Source organism: Blastococcus sp. URHD0036 (genome assembly GCF_000701365.1).
Taxonomy (GTDB): domain Bacteria; phylum Actinomycetota; class Actinomycetes; order Mycobacteriales; family Geodermatophilaceae; genus Trujillonella.
In genome coordinates this window covers 121,798-146,147 of record NZ_JNIK01000016.1, presented here as the reverse complement: position 1 = coordinate 146,147, position 24,350 = coordinate 121,798, and the positions used below count along the sequence as shown (strand labels likewise).

General features: G+C 74.9%; 22 protein-coding genes and 1 tRNA gene. 7 read left to right on the top strand and 16 right to left on the bottom strand.

Annotation, left to right across the window (positions count from 1 at the left end; genetic code table 11):
* Positions 1-22: 22 nt before the first annotated feature.
* The 4 genes from N555_RS0117030 to N555_RS0117015 all read right to left on the bottom strand — a co-directional run bounded on the left by N555_RS0117030 (position 23) and on the right by N555_RS0117015 (position 5,419).
* Positions 23-904 (bottom strand): alpha/beta hydrolase fold domain-containing protein, encoded by an 882-nt coding sequence (locus N555_RS0117030; protein WP_029432703.1) that lies wholly within the window; start codon positions 902-904, stop codon positions 23-25.
* Between the two features lie 74 nt (positions 905-978).
* Positions 979-1,052: transfer RNA gene (locus N555_RS0117025), tRNA-Met, on the bottom strand.
* Between the two features lie 95 nt (positions 1,053-1,147).
* A complete protein-coding gene (locus tag N555_RS0117020) occupies positions 1,148-4,165 on the bottom strand; it encodes a UPF0182 family membrane protein (protein ID WP_231503001.1) in 3,018 nt (1,005 codons plus the stop codon).
* A 231-nt stretch (positions 4,166-4,396) separates the two neighbouring features.
* Positions 4,397-5,419 carry a YlbL family protein gene (locus N555_RS0117015; RefSeq protein ID WP_197029054.1) on the bottom strand — a complete coding sequence of 341 codons (1,023 nt, stop codon included), beginning with the start codon at positions 5,417-5,419 and terminating at the stop codon, positions 4,397-4,399.
* Positions 5,420-5,509: 90 nt separating this feature from the next.
* Here N555_RS0117015 and N555_RS0117010 point away from each other — a divergent pair, with 90 nt between their 5' ends.
* Positions 5,510-6,835: a zinc-dependent metalloprotease gene (locus tag N555_RS0117010; RefSeq protein ID WP_029432700.1), complete on the top strand. Its 1,326-nt coding sequence runs from the start codon at positions 5,510-5,512 to the stop codon at positions 6,833-6,835.
* Here N555_RS0117010 and N555_RS26140 read toward each other — a convergent pair.
* On the bottom strand, positions 6,832-7,446 hold the full coding sequence (locus N555_RS26140; protein ID WP_231502907.1) for a M48 metallopeptidase family protein: 615 nt from the start codon (positions 7,444-7,446) through the stop codon (positions 6,832-6,834). The two genes, N555_RS0117010 and N555_RS26140, sit on opposite strands and share 4 nt — an antisense overlap.
* 443 nt (positions 7,447-7,889) lie before the next feature.
* Here N555_RS26140 and N555_RS28415 point away from each other — a divergent pair, with 443 nt between their 5' ends.
* The 3 genes from N555_RS28415 to N555_RS0116990 all read left to right on the top strand — a co-directional run bounded on the left by N555_RS28415 (position 7,890) and on the right by N555_RS0116990 (position 10,708).
* Positions 7,890-8,042 carry a DUF5679 domain-containing protein gene (locus N555_RS28415; RefSeq protein WP_012950213.1) on the top strand — a complete coding sequence of 51 codons (153 nt, stop codon included), beginning with the start codon at positions 7,890-7,892 and terminating at the stop codon, positions 8,040-8,042.
* A 141-nt stretch (positions 8,043-8,183) separates the two neighbouring features.
* On the top strand, positions 8,184-9,353 hold the full coding sequence (locus N555_RS0116995) for a ThiF family adenylyltransferase (protein WP_081866307.1): 1,170 nt from the start codon (positions 8,184-8,186) through the stop codon (positions 9,351-9,353).
* 32 nt (positions 9,354-9,385) lie between these two features.
* Positions 9,386-10,708, top strand: a complete 1,323-nt coding sequence (locus tag N555_RS0116990; RefSeq protein ID WP_029432697.1) for an ABC1 kinase family protein — start codon at positions 9,386-9,388, stop codon at positions 10,706-10,708.
* Positions 10,709-10,717: 9 nt separating this feature from the next.
* Here the strand turns inward: N555_RS0116990 and dapA are convergent, their stop codons facing one another.
* From dapA to N555_RS0116965, 5 genes are all read right to left on the bottom strand, one after another.
* Complete coding sequence (dapA, locus tag N555_RS0116985; RefSeq protein WP_034511329.1) at positions 10,718-11,581, bottom strand: 4-hydroxy-tetrahydrodipicolinate synthase; 864 nt, start codon at positions 11,579-11,581, stop codon at positions 10,718-10,720.
* A gap of 70 nt (positions 11,582-11,651) precedes the next feature.
* Positions 11,652-11,891, bottom strand: a complete 240-nt coding sequence (locus tag N555_RS26135) for a hypothetical protein (protein WP_034511218.1) — start codon at positions 11,889-11,891, stop codon at positions 11,652-11,654.
* On the bottom strand, positions 11,888-12,232 hold the full coding sequence (locus N555_RS0116975; RefSeq protein ID WP_029432695.1) for a WhiB family transcriptional regulator: 345 nt from the start codon (positions 12,230-12,232) through the stop codon (positions 11,888-11,890). The genes N555_RS26135 and N555_RS0116975 overlap by 4 nt, the downstream gene beginning before the upstream one ends.
* Before the next feature lie 135 nt (positions 12,233-12,367).
* On the bottom strand, positions 12,368-12,640 hold the full coding sequence (locus tag N555_RS0116970) for a hypothetical protein (RefSeq protein WP_029432694.1): 273 nt from the start codon (positions 12,638-12,640) through the stop codon (positions 12,368-12,370).
* A 199-nt stretch (positions 12,641-12,839) separates the two neighbouring features.
* Positions 12,840-14,834, bottom strand: a complete 1,995-nt coding sequence (locus tag N555_RS0116965; RefSeq protein WP_029432693.1) for an ATP-dependent helicase — start codon at positions 14,832-14,834, stop codon at positions 12,840-12,842.
* Positions 14,835-14,952: 118 nt separating this feature from the next.
* On the opposite strand from N555_RS0116965, the gene N555_RS0116960 reads away from it, so the two are divergent.
* The 3 genes from N555_RS0116960 (at position 14,953) to N555_RS0116950 (ending at position 16,621) form a co-directional block, all read left to right on the top strand.
* A complete protein-coding gene (locus tag N555_RS0116960; RefSeq protein ID WP_029432692.1) occupies positions 14,953-15,216 on the top strand; it encodes a mycoredoxin in 264 nt (87 codons plus the stop codon).
* A 116-nt stretch (positions 15,217-15,332) separates the two neighbouring features.
* Positions 15,333-15,974: an ANTAR domain-containing protein gene (locus N555_RS26985; RefSeq protein ID WP_051684180.1), complete on the top strand. Its 642-nt coding sequence runs from the start codon at positions 15,333-15,335 to the stop codon at positions 15,972-15,974.
* 29 nt (positions 15,975-16,003) lie between these two features.
* Positions 16,004-16,621: a nucleoside/nucleotide kinase family protein gene (locus N555_RS0116950; protein ID WP_231502905.1), complete on the top strand. Its 618-nt coding sequence runs from the start codon at positions 16,004-16,006 to the stop codon at positions 16,619-16,621.
* Here N555_RS0116950 and nudC read toward each other — a convergent pair.
* From nudC to N555_RS0116920, 6 genes are all read right to left on the bottom strand, one after another.
* Positions 16,618-17,574 (bottom strand): NAD(+) diphosphatase, encoded by a 957-nt coding sequence (gene nudC, locus N555_RS0116945; RefSeq protein WP_051684179.1) that lies wholly within the window; start codon positions 17,572-17,574, stop codon positions 16,618-16,620. The genes N555_RS0116950 and nudC overlap by 4 nt on opposite strands.
* Complete coding sequence (locus tag N555_RS0116940) at positions 17,571-18,950, bottom strand: M16 family metallopeptidase (RefSeq protein WP_029432688.1); 1,380 nt, start codon at positions 18,948-18,950, stop codon at positions 17,571-17,573. Before N555_RS0116940 ends, nudC begins: the two co-directional genes overlap by 4 nt.
* On the bottom strand, positions 18,947-20,257 hold the full coding sequence (locus N555_RS0116935; RefSeq protein WP_029432687.1) for a M16 family metallopeptidase: 1,311 nt from the start codon (positions 20,255-20,257) through the stop codon (positions 18,947-18,949). Before N555_RS0116935 ends, N555_RS0116940 begins: the two co-directional genes overlap by 4 nt.
* A 164-nt stretch (positions 20,258-20,421) precedes the next feature.
* Positions 20,422-21,300 (bottom strand): DUF2510 domain-containing protein, encoded by an 879-nt coding sequence (locus N555_RS0116930; protein ID WP_029432686.1) that lies wholly within the window; start codon positions 21,298-21,300, stop codon positions 20,422-20,424.
* Between the two features lie 17 nt (positions 21,301-21,317).
* Positions 21,318-22,916, bottom strand: coding sequence for a serine/threonine-protein kinase (locus N555_RS28410; RefSeq protein WP_051684178.1), 1,599 nt, complete (start codon positions 22,914-22,916; stop codon positions 21,318-21,320).
* Positions 22,913-24,325, bottom strand: a complete 1,413-nt coding sequence (locus N555_RS0116920) for a dipeptidase (RefSeq protein WP_029432684.1) — start codon at positions 24,323-24,325, stop codon at positions 22,913-22,915. The genes N555_RS28410 and N555_RS0116920 overlap by 4 nt, the downstream gene beginning before the upstream one ends.
* Between the last annotated feature and the right edge of the window lie 25 nt (positions 24,326-24,350).

The following is a 24,350-nucleotide window of genomic DNA, read 5'->3' as shown; positions in this document are numbered from 1 at the left end:
GGCCCGGGCCCGCGGCGGGCGGTCAGCCGGCGATCTCGCGGACGATCTGCCGTCTCGCCGCCCGGCCCTCGGGTGCGGGCACCAGCGGGTAGACGTGCACCGCTCCTTCGCAGACGGTCACCTCGACCGGGGCACCCTCGGTGCGCGCCCGCTCCCCCAGCGCCAGCGAGTCGGGCAGGCAGATCTCCCGGGTGCCGACGTACAGGTGCACCGGGGCCAGCCCGGCGAGCGGGCCGCCGCCGGGACTCAACCGGGGATCGGTCGGGTCGTCCCCGCCGGCCCACGCGGCCGCCGCCACCCGCAGGCCGGTGCTGTCCAGCCAGGGGTCGTGGCGCTCGACCGCGGGCAGGTCGGGGTGGCTCAGGGTCAGGTCCAGCCAGGGCGAGAGCAGCACGATCCGCCGGGGCTGGGGCAGCCCCGCCCCGGCCAGGGTCTGCGCGAGGCCGAGGGCCAGCCCGCCGCCGGCGGAGTCCCCGGCCAGGGTGACGTCGCCGGCGGCCACGGCCTCGAGGAGCTCCCGGTAGACGGTCTCGACGAACGGATACGCCTCGCGGTACGTGTGCTCCGGGGTCAGCCCGTAGTGCGGTACCTCGACGCGCACGCCGGCGTCGGCCAGGAGCGAGACCAGCGCCCAGTGCTGCGCCGCGATGGCACTGACGTACGCGCCGCCGTGCAGGTACACGGCACCCCGCGTCGCCGGCCGGTCTCGAGGAGCAACCGTCGTGCAGCGGAAGCCGCCGACCTCCCGCACGGTGACCTCGTGCCGCCGGCCGAGTGCGGCCGGCGGCGTCGACGGGCCCTTCGGTGCGGCGAGCCGGCGCCGGGCGCGCTCCGGGGTGGCCATCGCCCGTTTGCGGGTCAGCCGGAGGGCGACCGCGACCGCCCGCATCTGCACGCTCGCCACCGCTGGACCTCCTGGACATCGCCCCGGACGGCACAGGGCCCCGGCACTCGATGAGTGCCGGGGCCCTGTCTGTGTAGCGGGGGCAGGATTCGAACCTGCGACCTCTGGGTTATGAGCCCAGCGAGCTACCGAGCTGCTCCACCCCGCGTCGGTAGGCACCACTCTACACACCCCGGCGGGCCGGCGCCGGGGGGCCCGACGGCCGCAGGGGTGGGACCGGCGCGCGGTCCCACCCCTGCCGACTCAGTTGCCGCCGTCGGCCGCGTCCTGCGCCGCCTGGTAGGCGTCGACGGCCGCCTGGAGGTCCTCCAGCGCCTGCCCCTGGCCGGCGAAGTCGCCGTTGCGCTGCGCGTCGGCGAGCGCCTGCAGGGCCGAGTTGATGGCCCCGACCGCCGCGTCGATCTCCGGCGTCGACCCGGTGCCGCCCCCGCCCGTCGGCGGTGCCGTCGTCGGCGTCCCGGGGGACGGCGACTCCGTGGCCGGCGGCTCGGGTTCCGGTTCGGTCCCACCCCCGTCGGTGCCGACGTCGACCGCCGCGCTGCCGAAGATCTGCTCCAGCGCCTCCTCCAGGGTCGGCGCGTAGCCCACTGCGTCGCCGTAGTTGACCAGCACCCGCCGCAGCAGCGGGAAGGAGTTCGTCCCGGTGCCCTGCACGTACAGCGGCTGCACGTACAGCAGCCCGTCCTCCCCGATCGGCAGGGTGAGCAGGTTGCCGAACACCGGTTGGGAGTCGGCGCTGCGGAACAGCGTCAGGTCCCGCGCTACGTCGTCGTAGGTGTTGAACGACTGCTGCACCTGGGAGGGCCCGAGGAACGGGGTGTTCCCCGGCAATCGGAGGACCTGGATGGTCCCGTAGACGTCCGGGTCCGGGTCCGACGACGCGGAGATGAACGACGACAGGTTCTCCCGCCGGAAGGCGTTGAGCGCGCTGGTCAGCTGGAACGTCGCGTCCTCGTCACCCGGACGCTGGGCCAGGATGTAGTACGGCGGCTGCGCCTCGTCGGTGTTCTGCGTCGGGTCGTCCGGGACCTGCCAGCGGTCGTTGTTCTGGTAGAAGTCCTGCGGGTCGGACACGTGGTAGCGGGTCAGGATGTCCCGCTGCAGCTTGAACAGGTCCTCCGGGTACCGGACGTGGCTGATCAGCTCGTCGGACATGTCGTCCCGGGGATGGATGACCCCCGGGAACGCCTTCATGTACGTCTGGAGGACCGGGTCCTCCTCGTCCCAGGCGTACAGCGTGACCGTGCCGTCGTAGGCGTCGACGGTGGCCTTGACGGAGTTGCGGATGTAGTTGAACTGCTCCTCCGGCAACGCCGTCGTCCCCTGGCCGGTGAGCGCGTCCGTGGCCGCCTCGCGCAGCTCCATGAACTCCGCGTAGGGGTAGGAGTCCGACGTGGTGTACCCGTCGAGGATCCAAGTGATCTTGCCGTCGATGACCGCCGGGTACGGGTCGCCGTCGACCTCGAGGAACGGCGCCGCCTTCTCCACCCGGTCCCGCGGGTCCCGGACGTAGAGCACCCGCGAGGAGTCGTTGACCGCGCCGGAGAGCAGGAAGTTCCGCTCCCGGTAGTGGATGGCGAAGGTCAGCTGGCGGAAGAAGCTGCCGATCGACACCCCACCCTCGCCGTCGTAGGTGTTGTTGATCTGGCCCTCGTCCGAGTCGCCGTCCTCCGGCCGGTCGAACTCGCGCGGCTCCTCGCCCTGGGGCGCGCCGACGACGGAGTAGACGTCCTCCCCGCGGTCCTGCAGGAGCTCGCCGTAGTAGATCCGCGACCGGTCCTCGTCGATCTCGATGTTGCCGCGGGTCGGCAGGTCGAGGGTGGTGAAGTTGGGGACGCCACCCTCCTGCCCCGCGGCGAGGTCGACGACCTGGTTGGCCGGCGCGGCGACGAACCCGTTGCCGTGGGTGTAGACGGTGTGCCGGTTGATCCAGCTCGACTGGTTCTCCGACAGGCTCTCGCTGTCCAGCTCGCGGACGGCGACGACGTAGTCGCGGGTGACCGGCTGGCCGGTGGCCGGGTCGGGCAGCGTGTACCGGTCGATGTCGAGCTTCTCGGGGAAGCCGTAGATGTTCCGGATCTGCTGGCGGGCCGTGAAGGTCGCCGACAGCACGTTCGGGTCCAGGAGCCGGGCGTTGCGGATCGTCCCGGAGTCGTCCTGCAGCGCCGCCTGGATGGTCTCCTGCACCGCGTCGGTGTCGGCCGTCTCGCCCGTGTCGCTCTGCGCGTAGTCGACGTACTCGACGTCCTCGTCGGTGAGCCCGTAGGCGTCACGGGTGGCCCCGATCGCCCGGGAGATGTAGTCCGACTCGCGCTGGTCGGCGCTGGGCTTGACCACGAACTGCTGGACGATCGCCGGGTAGGCGACCCCGATGACCAGGCTGGAGAGCAGGAGCAGGACCAGCGCGGCGGCCGGCAGCCGCAGGTTGCGCACGACCACGTTGGCGAAGAAGGCCACGGCGCAGAAGGCGGCGGCGAAGACGAGGATCGTCTTGGCCGGCAGCAGCGCGTTCACGTCGGTGTAGCTGGCCCCGGTGAACAGCTGCCCGCGGTCGGAGTAGACGACGCCATAGCGGTCCAGCCAGTACGCCACCGCCTTGAGCAGCACGAACAGGCCCAGCAGCACCGACAGCTGCACCATCGCCGCCGAGGTGAGCTTCTGGCCCGGCGTCTGCAGCCGCAGCCCGCCGAAGAGGTAGTGCGTCAGCGCCGAGCCCACCAGGGCCAGCAGCACGATGGCGAACCCGAAGCCCAGCAGCAGCCGGTAGAAGGGGTAGTCGAAGACGAAGAACGACAGGTCGATGCCGAACTGGGGGTCGCTGCGGCCGAAGTCGGTCGAGTTGCGGAACGTCAGCCAGGTCTGCCAGCTGCTCTGCGCGGTGAACCCGGCGAACAGGCCGACGACGACGGCGACCGCCGACACCACCAGCGCCCGCCGCGGCTCCAGCGACTGGCGGTAGCGCTCGAGGTTCTGCTGCTCCAGCGACATCGGCCGGAACGTGGGCCGGAACCGGTAGGCGAGGTAGATCGCCAGGGCGGTCGCCCCACCCGTGGCCACGCCCGCCACCGCGAACAGCAGCGCCCGGGTCTGGAGCTCGGTCCAGAAGACCTCGGTGTACCCGGTCTCGTCGAACCAGAGGTAGTCGACGTAGAAGTTGGTCAGCGTCCCGATGGCGGTGAACAGCACCAGCAGGACGGCGATGGCCCCGATGACGAACTTGGCGCGCCGCGACAGCGTCGGCACGGACACGGGGGGCCGCATGGCCACGAGCGGTCTCCTTCAGTTGCGGTGGTGCTCGGTGCGTCCGGTGACGTCAGCCACCGGCACCCGACACTCAGGCGTTCGACCGCGGGCGGTCGCAGCGGCTCCGGGACGGAACCGGCGACGGCCCGGTCAACCCAGGACAACGCACGGGCCCGCCCGGGGTTCCCCGCCAGGTCCCAGCTTCCCCCGAGCCGGGGCACAGGAGGACGGCGGACAGGGGTCGCACGGTCAGCACAGCTCGGGCTCCCGGCCGGCGCGGTGGTCGGCGAGGGCGTCGAGCGCGTCGTCCAGATCCGCCACCCGCGCCAGCACGAGGCCCGGCTGCGGGGCGTCGAGGGCCTCGTCGCAGTTGTCCGCGGGGACGAGGAACATCTCGGCGCCGATCTCGTGGGCGCGCACCATCTTCAGCTGGATCCCGCCGATGGGACCGACCGTGCCGTCGGCGGTGATGGTCCCGGTGCCGGCGATCACCGCGCCCTCGGTCAGGTCGGTGTCGCCGACCAGGTCGAGGATGCCGAGCGTGAGCATGAGGCCGGCCGAGGGGCCGCCGACGTCGGCCACCTGGATGTCGACGTCGAACGGGGCCGAGGGCCGGTCGGCGACCAGCACGCCCAGCAGCGCGTCGCCGTCCTCGGTCTCGCCGGTGGTGATCTCCGCGGTGCCCGGCTGCCCGAGCCGGGTGTAGCCCACGGTGACGGTATCGCCGGGCTCGACGGCGGCCAGCGCCTCGGTCAGCGCGTCCTGGTCCGGCGTGGGCTGCCCGTCGACGGACTCGATCGCGTCGTTCTCCTCGAGCAGCCCGTCCGACGGCGAGTCCTCGCCGGAGAGCCCGCGGACGACGAGCTTCACCGGGTAGCCCAGCCGGCTCAGCGCCGCTGCTTCGGCTCGTTCCTCGGAGCTGAGGAAGGCCTCGCGGTTGGCCCGCTGCGTCTCCTCCCGGCTCCGGTCGGACGGGTAGACGACCTCCTGCGGGACGACGCTGACCTCGTCGTCGAACCAGCCCTGCACCGCCTCGACCAGGCTCAGACCGGGACGGCTCACGCCGACGGTCGTGAGGTTGAGGTTGCCGCTCACGTCGTTGCGCTCGCGGCCCTCGATGGCGATGACCGGCTCGCCGTCGACCTCGCCGAGGGTGTTGAGCGTGGGCCCGGGGACCTGCGCGACGTAGGGCACCGGGATCACCGCACCCAGGACGCCGAGGACCATGAGCAGCACCACGCCGGTTCCGAGCACGGCGATCCGACGGGTCACGAGCGGCGAGCTTAGGCCGCTCCGCTGTCGGCGTAGGCCCGGCACCGTTCGACGAGGTCGCGGGGAGATCACCGCGACTACCGTGGAGCCATGAGTGACGTGCCGTTCGGCTTCGGCCTCCCGGACCCCGACCCCGAGCGTCGTGACCAGGGCGGAGCCGGCAACGACCCGTTCGGGCTCGGCGCGCTGTTCGGCGGCGCCGGCGCCGGCGCGGGCACCCCGCAGGAGTTCCTCGCCAAGATGCCGCTGTTCGCCGAGCTGCAGAAGCTCATGAACTGGTCCGGCGGGCCGGTCAACTGGGACCTCGCCCGCCAGGGCGCGATCAGCGCGCTGGCCGTGGGCACCCAGCCCGTCTCCGACGGTGAACGCACCGCGATCGCCGAGTCGCTGCGCCTGGCCGACCTGTGGCTGGACCAGGTCACCGACCTGCCCTCCGGCGTCGAGCGCACCCTCGCCTGGTCGCGCGTCGAGTGGGTGGAGCAGACGCTGCCGCAGTGGGCCACGCTCATCGACCCGCTCGCCGAGCGCGTGGTCGCGGCCATGACCGGCGCCTTGCCCGCCGACGCCATGGCCATGGCGGGGCCCCTCGGCGGGATGATGGGCCAGATGGGCGGCCTGATGTTCGGCGCCCAGGTCGGCCAGGCCTTCGGCCGGCTCGCCGGCGAGATCCTCACCGGCACCGAGGTCGGGCTCCCGGTCGCCCCGGCCGGCGCCGCCGTGCTGGTGCCGCAGAACGTCGCGGAGTTCGCCGCCGGTCTCGACCGGCCGGCCGACGAGGTCCGGCTCTTCCTCGCCCTCCGCGAGGCCGCCTCCCTGCGCCTGTTCGCGCACGTGCCGTGGCTGCGCCAGCAGCTGCACGACGCCGTCCACGCCTACGCCCGCGGCATCACCGTCGACCCCGAGGCCATCGAGCGGGGCATCACCGAGGCCATGGGCTCCGGCGGCATCGACCCGAACGACCCCGAGAGCCTGCAGCGGCTGCTGCCCATGCTCGAGCCGGAGGAGACCCCGGAGCAGCAGATGGCGCTGCGCCGGCTGGAGACGCTGCTCGCGCTCGTGGAGGGCTGGGTGGACGCCGTCGTGGCCGCCGCCGCCGGCGACCGGCTCCCCGGGCACGGGGCGCTGGCCGAGACCATGCGCCGCCGCCGCGCCTCCGGCGGTCCGGCCGAGCAGACCTTCGCCACCCTCGTCGGCCTGCAGCTGCGGCCCCGTCGCCTGCGCGACGCGGCCACCGTGTGGGGGGCGATGGCCCAGCAGCACGGCACCGCCGAGCGCGACCGCCTCTGGTCCCACCCCGACCTGCTGCCGACGTCGGAAGACCTCGACGAGCCGCTGGACTTCGTCGCCCGCCAGGGCACCACCATGGACGACGAGCTGCGCGGTCTCACCGGGGACGGCGGCGCCGACGAGGCCTAGAGGACGAGGTCGTCGTCCTCCGCCGGGGCGGCTCCCGCGTCCTGGCGGGCCAGCTCGACGCCCTCGAGGAAGCCGCGGGCCCGCTCCGCCCGCGGGTAGCGGGCGACCAGCGTCCAGAACCGCTGGTCGTGGCTGGGCTCGATCAGGTGCGCGAGCTCGTGCACCAGCACGTAGTCGACGACGTACTCCGGCATCCCGCGCAGCCGGCTGGAGAGGCGGATGCTGCCGTCGGACGGCGTGCAGGACCCCCACCGGCGCTGCTGGTTGTCCACCCACCGCACGCTGCTCGGCTGCGGGACGCCGTCCAGGTGCGCCGCCGACAGCGCACGGGCACGTGCCACGAGCTCGTCGTCGGCGCCGAGGGAGCGTCGGCGGCGCTCCTCGCGCGTCTGCAGCTTGGCCACCATCTGGGCCACCCAGCGGCGCTCCTCGGCCGGCGTGAACGCCGCCGGGATGAGCACCACGGTGCGACCGGACTCGCGGTAGGCCGTGACCGTGCGGCGGCGCCGGGTGCTGCGGCGCACCTCGATCGGCCCCATCGCCGACCCGGCCAGTTCCGACCCGCTCCCGGGCAGGGCGGAGCGCGCCCGGTCGCTCGGCGGTCGTTCCACCGGTCGGGGGCTGTTCGGGGTGTCTGGAGTCCTTCCGGGCACGAGGTGCACCGTAGTCACGCAGATGGGACGACGCCGCACGGCGACACCCACTCGGGTGCAGGTGCGCACGGACGGTGGACACGACAGTGCACCCGACCTGGGGACGTGCTGTGATCTCCGGTCTCCACAGCCCCGTCAGCGGTGTTGCCGCAGGTCGTGGCGGCCATGTCGGGCCGTGCGGGCCGGAGCCGGGACCGGCTGTCCCGAGGCCACCCACAGCGACACGCCACGGACTCCCCAGTTCCTCCACAGCGTCGTCCACAGCCTGTGGGGAGTCGGCCCCCGGCCCGCGGCCCGATCGCAGCGCCGTCGCCCGGGCGGGACGGGGCGGGCAGGTAGCGTTCCTGCCCAGCGGCGCCCCGGACCGGGTGCCGGAAGAGCACAGCAGGAGGAGGAGCACCGTGGCGGAGAGCTACAACGGCTACTGCGTGAAGTGCAAGGAGAAGCGCGACTTCGACGGCGAGGTCAAGGTCAGCGAGTCCGGCCGCCGGATGGCCCAGGGCACCTGCCCGGTCTGCGGCACCAAGATGAACCGGATCCTCGGCAAGGCCTGAGCCCGCACCCCGTCCGCACCGGACGGGCCATTCGGCGGCGGCGTACCCCTCGGGGGGGGGGGGGGCGCCGCCGTCGGCGTCTCCGCCCGGGCCTGTGGACGACGCCCGCGCCGGCCGCTCCGCGGTGTCAGGCTGCCCGGCGTGTCCGACTCCGCCCACCCGCTGCTGCCCCCGGCCACTCCCCTGCTGCGCCGCACCGCCGGCGCCGTGCAGGTCGGGGGCGTGGACACCGGCGACGGGGTGGTCGTGCGTCCCGGAGCCGCGGAGGTGACCACCCTGCTGCGCGGCCTGGACGGCCGGCGCCCGCAGCGGTCGGTCCTCGCCGACGCGGTCTCGGCCGGCCTCGACCCGGCCGCGGTCGCCGGCCTGCTCGAGGGCCTGCGCGCCACCGGCCTCCTGGTCGACCTCGAGCCCGCGGACCTGCTCGCGTCGGACGCCGGTCCGGCCGCCGCGGCCCGGACGGCGACCGAGCTCCCCGCGATGCGCGGCACCTCCCCGGGGAGAGCGCGCTGGGCCGCCCGGCGCCAGGCCACGGTGGTCGTCGAGGGCGCCACTCGGGTCGGCGTCCCGCTGGCCGCGGTGCTCGCCGGCAGCGGGGTGGGCCGGGTCAGCGTCCGCGACCGCGGCCAGGTGCTGGCGGCCGACGCCGTGGTCGGTGGCCTCTCCGCCGACGACGAGGGTCGCCCCCGCGCCCTGGCCGCCGCCGACGCCGTCCGCCGGGCCAGCCCGCTTGCCGACGTGCGACCGCTCCCGGAGGGGGTGGCGCCCGACCTCGTCGTCCTGGCCCGGCCGTGGTCGGCCGCCGACCCGTTGGCGGCCGGCTGGCAGCGGGCCGGGACGGCGCACCTGGTCGCCGCCGTCCGCGGGGAGACCGGGATCGTCGGTCCCCTGGTCGTCCCGGGGCGGACGAGCTGCCTCGGCTGCGCCGACCTGCACCGGCGCGACGCCGATCCGACCTGGCCGGCGCTCGCCGCGCAGCTGACCGCCGGCGAGGCCGTCCCCAGCGGCTCCACGGTCGTCTGCCTGCTCACCGCCGTGACCGCCGCCCAGCAGGTGCTCGCCTACCTCGACGGCAGCGGCGCCCCCACGACGCTGGAGGCGACGGTGGAGCTGACCTGGCCGGCACTCCTGCCGGCCCGCCGCCCGTGGCCCGTCCACCCCGAGTGCGGCTGCCTCGATGCGCCGGGCCCGCCCGGCAGACCCACGGTGGAGGACCCGCGGCCCCCCACGCCCGGCGACGCGGAGCGCGGACGGGGACAATGGTCGCAGCACGCCCGGAACGGGCTCCCGGGCGACCTGCCGTCGCCGTGACCGACCAGCGCCAGCTCCAGCGAGGAGGACACGTGCCCGACAGCGAGCGGCCGATCCCCAAGGGCTCGGTGTCCCGCACGGCGCGCCTGGCCTCCCTGCCCCTCGGCGCCGCCGGGCGAGCCACCCTCGGCCTGGGCAAGCGGCTGTCCGGCCAGTCCGCCGACGCCGTCTCGGCCGAGCTGCAGCAGCGCACCGCCGAGCAGCTGTTCGCGGTGCTCGGTCAGCTCAAGGGCGGGGCCATGAAGCTCGGCCAGACGCTGTCGGTGTTCGAGGCCGCGGTGCCCGAGGAGGTCGCCGCCCCCTACCGCGAGGCGCTGGTCAAGCTGCAGGAGGAGGCGCCGCCGATGCCGGTGCGCACCGTCCACGCGGTGCTCGCCCAGCAGCTCGGCGGGAAGTGGCGCGAGCGGTTCCGGCACTTCGACGACCAGCCCGCGGCCGCGGCCAGCATCGGCCAGGTGCACCGCGCGACCTGGCGCGACGGCCGCGACGTCGCGGTCAAGATCCAGTACCCGGGCGCCGCGACCGCTCTCATGGCCGACCTCAACCAGCTGGCCCGCTTCGCCCGCGTGTTCGCCGCGCTCTTCCCCGGCATGGACGTGAAGCCGCTGATCGCCGAGCTCAAGGCGCGGGTGATCGAGGAGCTGGACTACGGGCTGGAGGCAGACGCCCAGCGGCAGTTCTCGGCCGCCTACGTCGATGACCCCGAGATCGTCGTCCCCCGGGTGGTCGCGAGCGCGCCGAAGGTGATCGTCTCGGAGTGGCTCGACGGGATCCCGCTGTCGCGGATCATCGCCGACGGCTCGCGGGAACAGCGGGATCGCGCCGGCCTGCTGATGGCCCAGCTGCACTTCTCCGGTCCCCAGCGGGCGGGCCTGCTGCACGCCGATCCGCATCCCGGGAACTTCCGGCTCACCAGCGACGGCCGGCTCGGCGTCATCGACTTCGGGGCCACCGCGCGGCTGCCCGACGGCCACCCCGAGCCGATCGGGCGGCTGCTGCGCTGGGCGCTGGACGGCCGGGCGGAGGACGTGCTGGTCGACCTGCGGGCCGAGGGGTTCGTGCGGGCCGGGGTCGAGGTGGACGCCGACGCGGTGCTCCGGTACCTGACGCCGCTGCTGGCGCCGATCGAGTCCCACTCCTTCCACTTCACCCGCGCCTGGATGCAGGAGCAGGCGGCGCGCATCGCCGACCCGCGCAACGAGGCGAGCCGGCTCGGCCGGCTGCTCAACCTGCCCCCGGCCTATCTGCTCATCCACCGGGTGACGATCGGGTCCATCGGCGTGCTCTGCCAGCTGGACTCGGCCGGGGACTTCCGTGGCGTCCTCGAGGAGTGGCTCCCCGGCTTCACCGGCTGACCCGCCCCGTCAGACGGGGGCGGTCGCCAGCAGGCCGTGGCGCTCGAGCATCTCCCGGACGACGGCCGTCTCCTGCTCGTCGGCCTCGACCAGCGGCAGCCGCAGGCGCGCGGAGCAGTGGCCCAGCAGGCTCAGCGCGCGCTTGACGCCGATCGGGTTGGTGGTCACGCCGAGGGCCGCGTGGACGTCGCGCAGGGAGGCGTCGATCTCGGCCCGGTGCTCGGGCTCGGTGACCATCCGGCGCATCTGGGGGCCGAAGAGGTGACTGGCCACGAGGATGCCGCCGACCGCGCCGGCGTCGAGGGCCCGGGCGAAGGAGTCGTCGTTGCCCGCGTAGAGGTCCAGTCCCTCGATCGGCGCCAGGTTGTCGTCGTTGGCCTGCTTGACGCCGACGATGTTCCCGGCGCTCTGGGCGATCTCCGCGAGCAGGTCGTTGGGGACGTCGATGACCGACCGCGACGGGATGTTGTAGAGGAGCACCGGCTTGTCGGTGCTCCGGGCCACCTCGGCGTAGTGCGCGAGCAGGCCCCGGCGGTTGGGCTTGTTGTAGTACGGCGTCACGGACAGGACACCGTCCACGCCGAGCTCCGTGGCCCGGGCGGTCAGCTCGCAGGCGTGCCGGGTGTCGTTGGACCCCGTGCCCGCGATGACCTGGGTGCCCGCCGGCTTCTCGCGGACGGCGAGCTCGATGACCCGCAGGTGCTCGGTGTCGCTGAGCGTCGCCGCCTCCCCGGTGCTGCCGGCCACCACGACGCCGTCCGAGCCGGTGGCGCAGACGTGCCGGTGGAGGGCGACGAAGGCCTCCTCGTCGACGTTCCCGTCGTCGTCGAACGGGGTGACGATCGCCGTGAGGACGGGGCCGAAGGCAGGCACGGGCGTCAGGTTATCCGGCGGCCGGATGCCGCTCGACGGGTCGTCGGGCGGCATCCGGTCACCGTTGCCGTCATCGGACGGCGGCGCTGGCCCGAGCGGCGCGCTGTCGCGCGTACTCGGCCCGGCGGGCCCAGCGGCGCGCGGCGAGCAGCCGGCGCATCCGCGTGGCCTCGTCGGCCTGCACGCGCAGCTCGGCGAGCCGGTGGCAGGCCAGTTCGTACTCGTATCCGTACATCTGGATGGCCTCGTTCCGGAGGGCGACCGCCCGGGAGAGGGTCGGTCGCAGTGGTGGTCTGCTGGTGTCGGTCACGCCGCGACGACCTTGCGGGGACGTCCCCGCGGCCGCTTGCGGGCGATGACGGTGCCGCGCTCGAAGATCTCGCCGCCCCACACGCCCCACGGTTCGGCGCGCGAGAGCGCACCGGCCAGGCACGCGTCGCGCACCGGGCACTCGGCGCAGAGGGCCTTCGCCATCTCGAGCTGCTCGGGCCGCTCGGCGAACCACAGGTCGCTGTCCTCCTCGCGGCACGGCAGCGGACGCCGCACCGGCGCGGGCGCGGCAGGCGCCTGCGGTCGGCGGGGGGTGGCGCTGCCGGTCCGGGGTGGTCCGGGACGGCGGTGGGACACCGGGCGGGTCAGGGTCGACTGCACTGCCGCTCTCCTCGTACTCGTCGTCTGCGGCCGGCGTTGTCGCCGACCGGGAGTTCGGGCCGGGTGCCGCAGGAATGACGAAGGCCGCGGATCCCGGGGTTCGGGTTCCGCGGCCTCGAGGAGGTCCGGTGAGCGCTAGCTCAGCGGCCTGCCCGGGGACTGGAGCCCGAGGATGGGGTCGTTCTTGGTGGACTGCTGCACGACGTGGAGCTCATCGGTGCCGGTGCCGAACGGCATGCCGCCCATGAGGGCGCGCAGGCGGACGGCGGGCACACGGGTCCCGTCGATCGGAGCCGGGGCGACAGCCGCAGCCGTCGCGACAGCCGCGAAGGCGCTGAGGCCGGCCGGGCACGCAGCGGGAGCCCAGGCGTTCGGAGCCGGGGTGGCCGTCCAGGTCATGTCGATCATCTGTGGCACCCCTCCTCCCGGGGACGCGGTGCAGCCGTGGTCGGCGGCACCGGAGCTGGTGCGGCCCGAGGTTTCTCCCCGGGCGCGATCAGGACAGTAGGGGGCGCCGCGGAAGGGGGTCAACGCAATTAACGGGCGCGTCCTCCGGACGCGGGACGAGCGTGCCGACCGCCGCCATGTCGAGACGGTGTGTCGACGGTCACTCGCTGACGGTCGCCAGCACGTCCTCGCCGTAGAGCTCCAGCTTCTTGGCGCCGATGCCGGGGAGGCCGCCCAGCTCGCGCAGCGTCGAGGGCCGGGTCTCGGCGATCGCCTGCAGGGTGGAGTCGTTGAAGACGACGTAGGCGGGCACGGAGGCCGCCTGGGCCGCGGAGCTGCGCCAGGCGCGCAGCCGCTCGAACAGCTCCCCGGCCTCGCCGTCGAGCACGACCTTGGCCTTCTTCGGCTTCCGCGCCGGCACCGCCGCGGCGGAGTCCGGTGCCAGCCCGTCGAGGAACCGGCTGCGCGGCCGGTTGCGCCGCGCGCCGGGGTTGCGGGCCAGCGACCAGGAGAGGGTGAGCTGCTCGCGCGCGCGGGTGACGGCGACGTACAGCAGCCGGCGCTCCTCCTCGACGGCGTCGGGACGGGACAGCGACTGCGAGATGGGGAGCACGCCGTCGACCAGGCCGACGACGAAGACCGCGTCCCATTCCAGCCCCTTGGCCGCGTGCATCGAGGCGAGCGTGACGCCCTGCACCGTCGGCGCGTGCTGGGCGTCGGCCCGCTGCGCGAGGTGCCCGACGAAACCGGGCAGGTCGAGGGCGGGGTTCTCGGCGACCAGGTCGACGGCGAGGTCGACGAGGGCGGACAGCGACTGCCAGCGGTCTCGCGCGGCGCCACCGGCCGGGGGCCGGTGCTCGACCCAGCCGGTGGAGGCCAGGACGTCGCGCACCGTGGGCACCAGGGCGCCCGGCTCGCTCCCGCCGGCCGCGGCGCCCCGGAGCAGCAGCAGCGCCTCGCGGACCTCGGGCCGCTCGAAGAAGCGCTCCCCGCCCTTGAGGACGTACGGGACGCCGACGTCGGTCAGCGCGTTCTCGTACACCTCGGACTGCGCGTTGATCCGGAACAGGATGGCGATCTCGGCGGCGGGGGTGCCGGCGTCGACCAGCTCCCGGCAGGCCGCCGCTACCGCCTTGGCCTCGGCCGGCTCGTCGGGGTGCTCGGCGAACCGCGGCGCCGGGCCCTCGGCGCGCTGGCCCAGCAGCCGCAGCCCGGGAAGGCCCTTGCGCTTGGGGGCCTGGCCGATGAGCTTGTTGGCCAGGCCGACCACCTGCGGGGTGGAGCGGTAGTCGCGCTCGAGCTTCACGACCTCGGCGTCGGGATACCGGTCGGCGAAGCCGAGCAGGTAGTCGGGGTCGGCGCCGGTGAAGGAGTAGATCGTCTGGTTGGGGTCGCCGACGACGCAGACGTCGGCCCGGCCGCCGAGCCAGGCGTCGAGCAGCCGCTGCTGGAGCGGGTTGACGTCCTGGTACTCGTCGACGACGAAGTGCCGGTACTGGGTGCGGATCTGCCGGGAGACCTGCTGGTGCTCCTCGAGGGCATAGGCGGTGACCAGCAGGAGGTCCTCGAAGTCCAGCGCCCCGTCACGCTGCTTGGCCGCCTCGTAGGAGGCGTAGACCTGCGCGACGGCGGCCGCCTCGAACGGCGGCTCGCGCCCGGCCGCCTTCGCCCGCGCCGGGTAGTCCTCCGGCGTGGCGAGGGTGGTCTTGGCCCACTCGATCTCGCTGGCGAGGTCGCGCAGGCTGGTGCGGTCGGTGGTCAGCCGGGCACGGGCCGCGGCGTTGCCCACGACCCGCAGCTTGTTCTCGATGAGCGGCGGCATCGGCCCGCCGAGCACCTGGGGGGCGAAGTAGCGCAGCTGGCGCATCGCCGCGGCGTGGAAGGTGCGCGCCTGCACGCCGCCCACGCCGAGGGCCGCCAGCCGGGTGCGCAGCTCCCCCGCGGCCCGGGCGGTGAAGGTGACGGCCAGCACCGTCTCGGGGGCGAAGGCGCCGACGTGCACGCCGTAGGCGATGCGGTGGGTGATCGTGCGGGTCTTGCCCGTGCCGGCGCCGGCGAGGATGCAGACCGGGCCGCTCACCGCCGAGGCCGCGGCCCGCTGCTCGTCGTCCAGACCGGCCAGCACGGCCTCGCCGCCCCGTTCTCCCGCACTCACCCCCCGATACTCCCAGTCGGCACCGACGGTCCGGGGAAGCATCCCCACACCGGCGGTGTTGCCCGGTCGGGACAGCGGAACCGTCCCGGATCCGTACGACAGCCTGGAGGACCCCTCGATGACCGCCGCGACCGCCGCCGTGACGATGTACAGCACCACCTGGTGTGGCTACTGCAACCGGTTGAAGAAGCTGATGCAGCGCGAGGGGATCGAGTTCGCCGAGGTCGACATCGAGGTGACCGAGGGCGCCGCGGACCTGGTCATGGCCGCCAACGGCGGGAACCGGACGGTCCCGACCCTCGTGTTCGCCGACGGCGTCGCGCTCACCAACCCGACCCTCGACCAGGTCAAGGCCCAGCTGGCTCAGCTGCCCGGCGCCTGACCGGCCGCGCCACCCGGGTCTCCCGGCAACGGCGCAGCACAGGGCATGATCGGTCCGACGGTCGCACCGGGCGGCCTGCGCCCGGTGACGGCCGGTCCCTCTCGGAGGTCGGAGACGTGAGCAAGCCCGAGCACCCTGCTGGGGCTCCCGCCTGCTGCCCGGACCCCGCCGCCGCGGAGGCTCCCGCCCTCCCCCAGGTGACGGTGGTGCGCACCGCCCGCGGCTGGTCCGTGGTCTCCCCCGGTGCGGCGGCCGACGTGCACGACCTGCTCGAGGGGCTCTCCCTCGCCGATCTGCTGGCGGAGGCGGCCGGCACCGCCCCCCAGCCGGACGCGACCGCCCGCCGGGCCGCGCGCGGGCCCGCGCCGGCCGACGCCGGGCCCGAGGCCGACCCCCGGGACGCCCGGGTGGCCGAGCTCGAGCGCACCGTCGCGCAGCTGGAGCACGCCCTCGCCGCCCGCGTGGCCACCGAGCGGGCCATCGGGGTGCTGGCCGAGCGGCACGGCACCACCCCCCGTTCGGCGTTCGAGCTGCTGCGCGGCCAGGCCCGCAGCACCGGCCGCCCGGTGCACGAGCTCGCCCGCGCCGTCCTCGAGCCGCTGGACCGGCGCCCGGCGGTCCCGCTCACCACCGTCGCGCCCTCCCCCGGCCCCGTCGCTCCGGTCGACGCGCCGCTGCCCCCGGCTCCGCGCGCCGCCGGGAGCCGCCGGGCTCGCAGCCGTGCGGGCGCCGTCGTCGCAGGGGACGACCGCTCCTGACCGCACCCGTTCCCCTCGGTCCCGACGAGTTGGCCGACCGGCTGGCCGCGCTGATCTCCGCGCTCCCGCCGGAACCGGGCGCGACCGCCCTGCGGGTGGCCGTCGACGGTCCCGACGTCGCCGACCCGCTGCGGCTGGCGACCGCCGTCGCCGATCGCCTCCCCGTGCTGGGCCGGCCCGCCGCGGTCGTGCCCGCCGAGGGCTTCTACCGGCCGGCCTCCCTGCGCCTCGAGCACGGCCGCACCGATCCCGACGCCCGCTACACCGACTGGCTGGACGCCGGCGCGCTGGCCCGCGAGGTCCTGACCCCGCTCGGGCCGGGTGGCACCGGGGAGTACCTGCCGGTGCTCTGGGACCTCGAGCGGGACCGAGCCGCCCGGGTGCCGCGCCGGCCGCTGCACGCCGGCGGGACGCTGCTGGTGGCCGGCGCCTTCCTCCAGGGGCTCGGCCTGGCCTTCGACGCCGTCGTCCACCTGCGGGTCGCGCCGGCCGCGCGCCGCCGCCGGACCCCTGCGGAGGAGGCGTGGCAGCTGCCGGCCTACGACCGCTACGACGACGAGGTCGACCCGGCGGGCCTGGCCGACGCCGTGGTGCTGGCCGACTCCCCCGACCATCCCGCGCTGGTGCTGCAGGGCCGCTTCGCCTAGATCTCGCCGGCCACCCAGCGGTCGATGATGTTGCGCGCGATGGACACCGGCGGCGGCAGCACGCGGGGGCCGTCCCCGCTGCGCAGCTCGTCGCGGGTGAACCAGCGGGCCTCCTCGATCTCGGTCGGGTCCAGCCGCAGCGTGGCGTCGCCGTCGAGCCGGGCGATGAAGCCGAGCATCAGCGACTGCGGGAACGGCCACGGCTGGCTGGCGACGTAGCGGACGTCGGTCACGTGCACGCCGACCTCCTCGAACACCTCGCGCGCCACCGCGCCCTCGGCGGACTCCCCCGGCTCGACGAAGCCGGCGAGGACCGAGAACCGGCCGGGCGGCCACACCGCCTGGCGGCCGAGCACGCAACGGTCGCCGCCGTCGTGCACGAGCATGATCACGGCGGGGTCCGTGCGCGGGAACAGCTCGGCGCCGGTGACCGGGTCGCGCTGCACCCAGCCGGCCTTCTCGATGGTGGTCGCCGCGCCGGACAGCGGGCTGAAGCGCGCGCGGGAGTGCCACTCGAGGATGCCGATCGCCTGCGCCAGCAGCCCCGCGTCGAGGTCGTCCAGGTCGGCGCCGAGCTCGCGCAGGTCGTGCCAGCCGTCGACGTCGCGGCCGTTGACGGTCAGGGCCCGCTCGCCACGCATGGCCGCGTACGGGACGTCGTCGGCCTCGCCCAGGTACACGGCGCCGATCGGCAGGGCCGGCTGCTCGTCCCACACCAGGCGCGGGCGCTCCGGCGTGCGGTGGACCGGGACGGCGCCGCGGGGGTCGACGGTCAGCACGCGGACCGGCCGCCCGCCGGTGGGGTCGGGCAGCGCCCGGGACAGGTGCGCCCGGTCGTGCGCGGAGCGGGAGAGGACCGGCACGAAGCCGGTGGTGGCGCGGATGTCGTCGCCCCAGGAGTCACTGACCGGCGGGTTGTCCGCCGGCGTGCTGCCGCCGTCCGGGACCGTCACGCGTCGTCCGCCGGCGCGTCCGCCGCCTCGCTGACCACCACGGGGCCGAGGGCCCGCAGCGGCTCGGCGATCTGCGCCGCATCGCCGACGACGACCGCGGTCAGCGCGTCGGGGGCCAGGTAGCGCCGGGCGGCCTCCTGCACGCTGTCGACGCTGACCTCGGCCAGCGAGCGCTGGTGCTCGGCGAGCCAGCCCGGCTCCAGCCCCGCGCCGATGAGGGCCGAGAGGGTGCTGGCCAGGCCGGCGTGGGTCGCGGTGGACAGCGCCATGCTGCCCAGGACGTAGCGGCGGGCACCGTCGAGCTCGGCCTCCGTGACCGGGAGCAGCGCCATCCTGCCCAGCTCGTAGAGCGTCTCCAGCAGCGCCGGGCCGGTGACCTCGGTGGCGACGTCGGCCTCGACGACGAACGACGACGACGCAGCGAGGTGGTCCACGGAGCTGCGCGGGCTGTAGGTGTAGCCGCGCCGCTCGCGGATGTTCTCCACCAGCCGGGACGAGAAGTACCCGCCGTAGACCATGTTGGCCAGCCGGACGGCGGCCAGGTCGGGGTCGGTGCGGCGCGGTGCCGGCCCACCGAGGCGGACGTTGGACTGCACGGCGCCGGGCCGGTCGACCACCTGCAGGTCGCCGTGGCGCTGCTCGGTGACCGGCGGCGCGACGACGGCGCTCTTCTCGCCGGTCCAGCCGGCGAAGGCGGCGCCCGCGGCGTCGACGGCCGCGGTCGGGTCGACGTCGCCGACGAGGACCAGGGTGCTGCCGGCCGGGACGATCCGGTCGCGGTGCAGCTTGCGCAGCGCGGTCGAGCGGACCAGCGCCACCTGCTCGGCGGCAGGCAGCTGCAGGGCGTAGGGGTGCGCGCCGTAGCGCCGCTCGGACAGGGCGATCCGGGCGATGACGCCGGGCTGCGAGCGGGCGATGGCGATCCGTTCGGCCACGCGGGCCCGCTCGGCCTCCACCTGGGCGTTCGGGTAGGTGGCCGAGGTGAGCAGCTCGGCCAGGACGCCGAGGACCGGAGCCAGCCCGTCGGTGAGGATGGTGGTGGAGAACAGCACCCGGTCGGGGTCGGTGGAGACCCCCAGCTCGCCGCCGTGGGCCTGCACGAGCTGGGCGATCTCGGTCTGGTCGTGCTGCTCGGTGCCGAGCAGGACGGCACCGGCGAGCACCGAGGCCCGGGCGCCGTGCTGCGCGGCGGCCCGCGCCGTGCCGGCGGCGAAGGGCACCCGCAGCCGCAGCTCCACCAGCGGCACGCCCGGCCGTGGGACGACGACGACGCGCAGCCCGTTGGGCAGGGTCTGCTCGGTCACCGCGAGGTCCGGCTGCGGCCGGGGCTCCCCCAGCGGCGGGACCAGGTCCAGGTCGAGCACCGGCGCACTCATCGCTTTCCTCCCGTGGCCTTCAGCTCGAGGACGGCGACCGTGCCGGGATCCAGGCCCCGGGCGGCGGCCTGCACCTGCTCGGGTGTGACGGCGGCCAGGCGGGCGGCGAACTCGCCGGCCAGCTCGGCCCGGCCGTGGACCAGCTCGGCGGCGGCGAACTCGAGCGTGCGGCCGAGCACGCTGTCGGCCTGGCGCAGCAGCTGCGCCTCGGCCCGGGCCTGCACCCGCGCGAGCTCGTCGGCCTCCACGCCCTGGGTTGCCACCTTCGCGATCTCCTCGTGCACCGCGCCGACGACGGCGTCGACGGGCACCGCGGCCGGGTGGTGGACCTGGGTGGTGAGGAGCGTGGCGTCGCGGACGTCGAAGGGGTCGCCGAACAGCCCGACGTAGCTGCTCTGGGCGACGGCGAGCGAGTCGTCGTGCACCAGCCGGCGCTCCAGGCGGGACGCGTCGCCCTCGCTGAGCAGTTCGGCGAGCAGGACGGTGCCGAGGTAGGTGTCGAGGTCGCCGACCGGGTCGGGCACCCGCCAGCCCAGGGCGACCGCGGGGGCCGGGGCCAGCCGGTCCTCGACGACGGCGGAGCGGACGGTCGTCGGCGAGGCCTCCCCCGTGGCCGGCGTCGGGGGGACGTCGCGGGCGTCGACCGCGCCGAACCAGCGGCGCACCAGCCGCTCGGTCTCGGCGACGTCGAGGTCCCCGCCGACGCACAGCACCGCGTTGCCGGGCGCGTAGTACTTGTGGAAGAAGTCCGCGGCGTCGTCGACGGTCGAGGACTCGAGGTCGACGAACGAGCCGTAGCCGTCGTGGGTGTTGGCGAAGCTCTCGAACGCCACCGTCGGCAACTGCAGCCAGGGAAAGGCGCCGTAGGGCCGGTTGAGCACGTTGACCCGGATCTCCTCCTTCACCACGTCGATCTGGTTGCGGAGGTTCTCGGCGGTGATCGCCGGGGCGGCCATGCGGTCGGCCTCGAGGAACAGCGCGCGCTCCAGCGCCTCGGCCGGCAGCGCCTCGTAGTAGTTCGTGTAGTCCTGGTGCGTCGACCCGTTGAAGGTGCCGCCGGCGGCCTGCACCAGCCGGGCGTGCTCCATCTTCGGGACGTGCGCCGAGCCCTGGAACATCAGGTGCTCGAAGAGGTGGGCGAATCCGGTGCGGCCCTCGGGCTCGTTGCGCATCCCGACGTCGTAGAAGACGGTCACGGCCACGACCGGCACGCTGCGGTCGGGCGCCAGGACGACCCGCAGGCCGTTGTCCAGGCGGAAGCGCTCCACCGGGTGCCGGATGGTCAGGTCGGCCCCAGCTGCAGTCACGCCCCGACCCTAGACCGGCCGGCGGACTGCCCGCCGGTGACCACTGCCGCACCCGGAGACCCAGCGGGAGTGGCCCGCTGCGGGGCGCAGCGTTGTCCCCGGACCGGCCATCCGGGACGCCGAGGTGGCCGCCTCAGGGACAACGCCTTGAGCGCACCGCGATGTCACAGCACGTCGACGGAGGCGATGACCTGGTCGATGACGCCGTACAGCTCGGCGTGGGTGTTGGGGATCGACAGGTAGAGCAGCGCGGGCTGGGCGCGCCCGACGTCGACGAGCAGCAGCGCCGCCCGCTCCCCGGAGGCGTCGTAGCCGGGGACCTCCCAGGTCAGCCGGAACTCGACGAGGTGTGCGGGGGCGCCGTCGACGGTGAGCTCCTCGTCGCGGATGACCTCCTGCTCGTTGGGGGCCGGGTAGTAGTTCACCCGTGCCCGGTCCACGACCTGGTCGAGGGTCGTCTCGAGGCTGCCCGGGCCGGCGTAGCCGAACTCCGGCGACAGCGGCCCGGAGGTGCACTGCGCGATGAAGATGCCGTCGGGGGTCTGGTCCTGGGTGACGAAGTACTGGCCGGCCGTCTCGGTCGTCTCGAGCATCGGCCCGAGGTCCCACTCCGACCAGCCGTCCCCGAGGTAGGGGTAGGCGATGCCGGCGTCCTGGTCGACGATCCGCACCGTGCCGGGCGGGAAGGCCTGGCCGGACGACGCCGAGGGGCCCACGGTGGACGACGGCCCGCCCGCGACCTCCTCGCCACCACCCCTGCCGACGAGCAGCGCGAGGACGACGACGAGCACCAGCGCCAGCACGCCCAGCCCGATCCCCCAGGCCAGGCGACCCGGTCGCGGCGGAGGCGGAGCACCGACCGGCTGGTAGGTGACCGGCCGGGCGGGAGCGAGCGTCGGCGCCGCCTGCACCGCGACCCCGGGGCCCGCGGGCGTCGTGACGTCGGACCAGCCCAGGCCGTTCCACCAGCGCACCATGCCGGGGGCGCCGTCCGGGTCGGGGTACCAGCCCGCGGGCGCGGAGGGCTCGCCAGGTCCGGTCACGGCCTCAGCGTATGGCGTCAGATGCCGCGGTCGGCGTTGCTGTCCCACCAGCCGCGGAGGGTGGTCAACCCGTCCACGCCGCCGCCGCGTTGTTCGACGACCGCGACGGTGCCGAGGTCGTCCCACGACCAGGTGAGGACGGCGTCCCCCTCGTCGTCGACGTAGCAGGCGAGGGAGCCGACCTCGGCGTCGTCGGAGTTGCGGGTCAGCCGCAGCCAGCCCTGCCCGACATCGCCGGACCCGCAGTCGTAGACCTCCTCGAGCCGGTCGAGCCCGGCGACGTCGGCCTGGAGTGCCTGCTCGCCGCTGTCGTCGGCGTAGACCCGGTAGGTGCCCGCGGGCACGTCGCTGTCGTCGTCGCCGTCCGGACAGGTGAGTCGCCGCAGCTCGTCGTCCTGCGGCTCCCCGACCGTGCAGTCGCCGAGCGAGACCTCGCCGGGCAGGGCCTGGGCGACGAGCCGGTCGGCGGTGGCCCGGGCGTCGTCCTCGGCGGAGTCGGACTGGCGGTCCAGGACGAACGCCAGCACGGCGAGCGCCAGGACCGCCACCGTCAGCAGCCCGACGAGCACCCACGGGAGCCGGCTCCGCCCCGGGACCGGGCCGCCGGGTGCGACCGCGCCCACGACCGTGGGCGGCGCCCCGGCTGCGGACTGCACGTGGGTCGCCGGGCGGTTCCCGTTCCCGGCGAGCGGGCCGACGGCGGTGCGGTCGCCGTCCGGTGCGGGGACCGGCACCCCGCTGCCGGCCAGCGCCTCGCGCGCCGCGGCGGCCAGCGCGCCGGCCGACTGCCAGCGCTGGTCGCGGTCCTTGGCCAGGCCGCGCAGGACGACGGCGTCGAGCGCGGGCGGCAGCCCGGGACGGAGCGCGGACGGCGCGGTCGGCTGCTCGTTCATGTGCGCGTACATCAGCGCGACGGGGTCGCCGGGGGCGAAGGGACGGCGGCCGGTGAGCACCTCGAACAGCACGCAGGCCAGCGAGTACACGTCGGCCCTAGCGTCGAGCTGCTGGCCGCTGAAGCGCTCCGGCGCCATGTACTCGGTGCTGCCGATGGCCAGTCCGGTCCCGGTGAGGCCGCCGCCGGTGCCCTGGTCGTCGGCGGTCCGGGCGATGCCGAAGTCGGCGAGGTAGGCGAAGTCGTCGCCGGGTGCGGACGCGGCCAGATCGCCGCCGTCGGCGCGGCGGACCAGCAGCACGTTGGAGGGCTTCACGTCGCGGTGCACCAGGCCACCGGCGTGGGCGGCGTCCAGCGCGCGGGCCACCTGGCCGACGACGTCCGCCGCACGGGCCGGCGCCAGCGGGCCGGACCGGGCGATCAGCGAGCCGAGGTCCTCCCCGTCGACCAGCCGCATGTCGAGGAAGAGCTGCCCGTCGATCTCGCCGTAGCGGTGGATGGGCACGACGTGCGGCTCGTTGAGGCGGGCGGCGATCTGCGCCTCGCGGCGGAACCGCTCGCGGTAGTGCTCGTCGGCGGCCAGTTCACCGGGCAGCAGCTTGAGCGCGACCTCGCGCTGGTGCTCGACGTCGTGCGCGCGGAGCACCTGGCCCATGCCGCCCCGGCCGAGCACGCCGAGGATCCGGTAGGGGCCGAACGACCAGCCCTCCTGCGCGGAGCTCACCGGCGCGGTGCCGCGGCGAGCTCGCGCCAGAGGTGGGCGGCGGCCTCGGCGCCGCGGTGCAGCATCGGCAGCAGGACCCGCTCGTTCGGCGAGTGGATGCGGTCGGTGGGCAGGCCGGCGCCGAGGAAGAGCAGCGGGGCGCCGAGGACGTCGACCAGGTCGGCCTCGGGTCCGCTGCCGCCCTCGCGGGTGAAGAGCACCTCGGCGGGATCGCGGTCGAAGGCCTGGCCGATCGCGGCGAGGAGCGCCGCCATCGCCGGGGAGTCCAGGTCGCTGGCGCACGGCGAGACGCCGCCGGGCGGGCTGTGCACCTCGGCCACGATGCCCTCGGGGAGGTGCTCGTCGACCCAGGCGCGGACCTGCGCGGCGACGTCCTCGGGGCGCTGGTCGGCGACGAGGCGGAAGGTCAGCTTGGCGTGCGCCTCCGCCGGGATGATCGTCTTGTGGCCGGGGCCGGTGTAGCCGCCCCACATGCCGTTGACCTCGGCGGTCGGGCGGGCGCCGATCCGTTCGAGCGTGCTGAACCCCGCCTCGCCGGTGGCCGCGCGGGAGGCAGCCGGCCCGGCCAGCCAGGCCTGCTCGTCGAACGGCACGCGCGACATGAGCTCGCGCTCGCGGTCGGTCAGCGGGCGGACGGCGTCGTAGAAGCCGGGCAGCGTGACGCGGCCCTGCTCGTCGTGCAGTGCCGCGATCAGCTGCGCCATGGCGTGCAGCGGGTTGGGCACGCCGCCACCGAAGGACCCCGAGTGCAGGTCGATGGCCGGACCGCGCAGGGTGATCTCGGCGTCGGCCAGGCCACGCATGCCGACGACGGCGCTGGGGACGTCCGGCGCGACCATGCCGGTGTCGCTGACCACCACGACGTCGCAGGCCAGCCGGTCGGCCCGCTCCCGGAGCAGCGTGGCGAAGTGCGGGGACCCGGACTCCTCCTCGCCCTCGATCAGCAGCTTGACGGTGACGGCGGGGGTGTCGCGGCCGGTGGCGGCGAGGTGCGCGCGCAGCCCGAGCAGGTGGAAGGCCACGTTGCCCTTGTCGTCGATGGCGCCGCGGGCGTGCAGTTCGGGCCCGTCGGCCGCCTCGACGACGGTCGGCTCGAACGGCGGGTGTTCCCACAGCTCGACCGGATCGACCGGCTGCACGTCGTGGTGGCCGTAGACCAGCGCAACCGGGGCGCCGGCGTCGGCCGAGGGCCACTCGGCGTAGACGGCCGGGGCGCCGGGGGTCGGCCAGATCTCCACGGTCGGGAAGCCGGTGCGCCGCAGGGCGCCGGCCAGCCACTCTGCGCTGCGCGCGACGTCGGCGGCACGGGCCGGGTCGGCCGAGATCGAGGGGATGCGCAGCCAGGCGTCGAGGTCGGCGTGCAGCTCGTCGAGGTGGGCGTGCACGAACGCACGTTCGGGGCTCGTCACGCCCCGACGGTAACGGGGCGGTCCC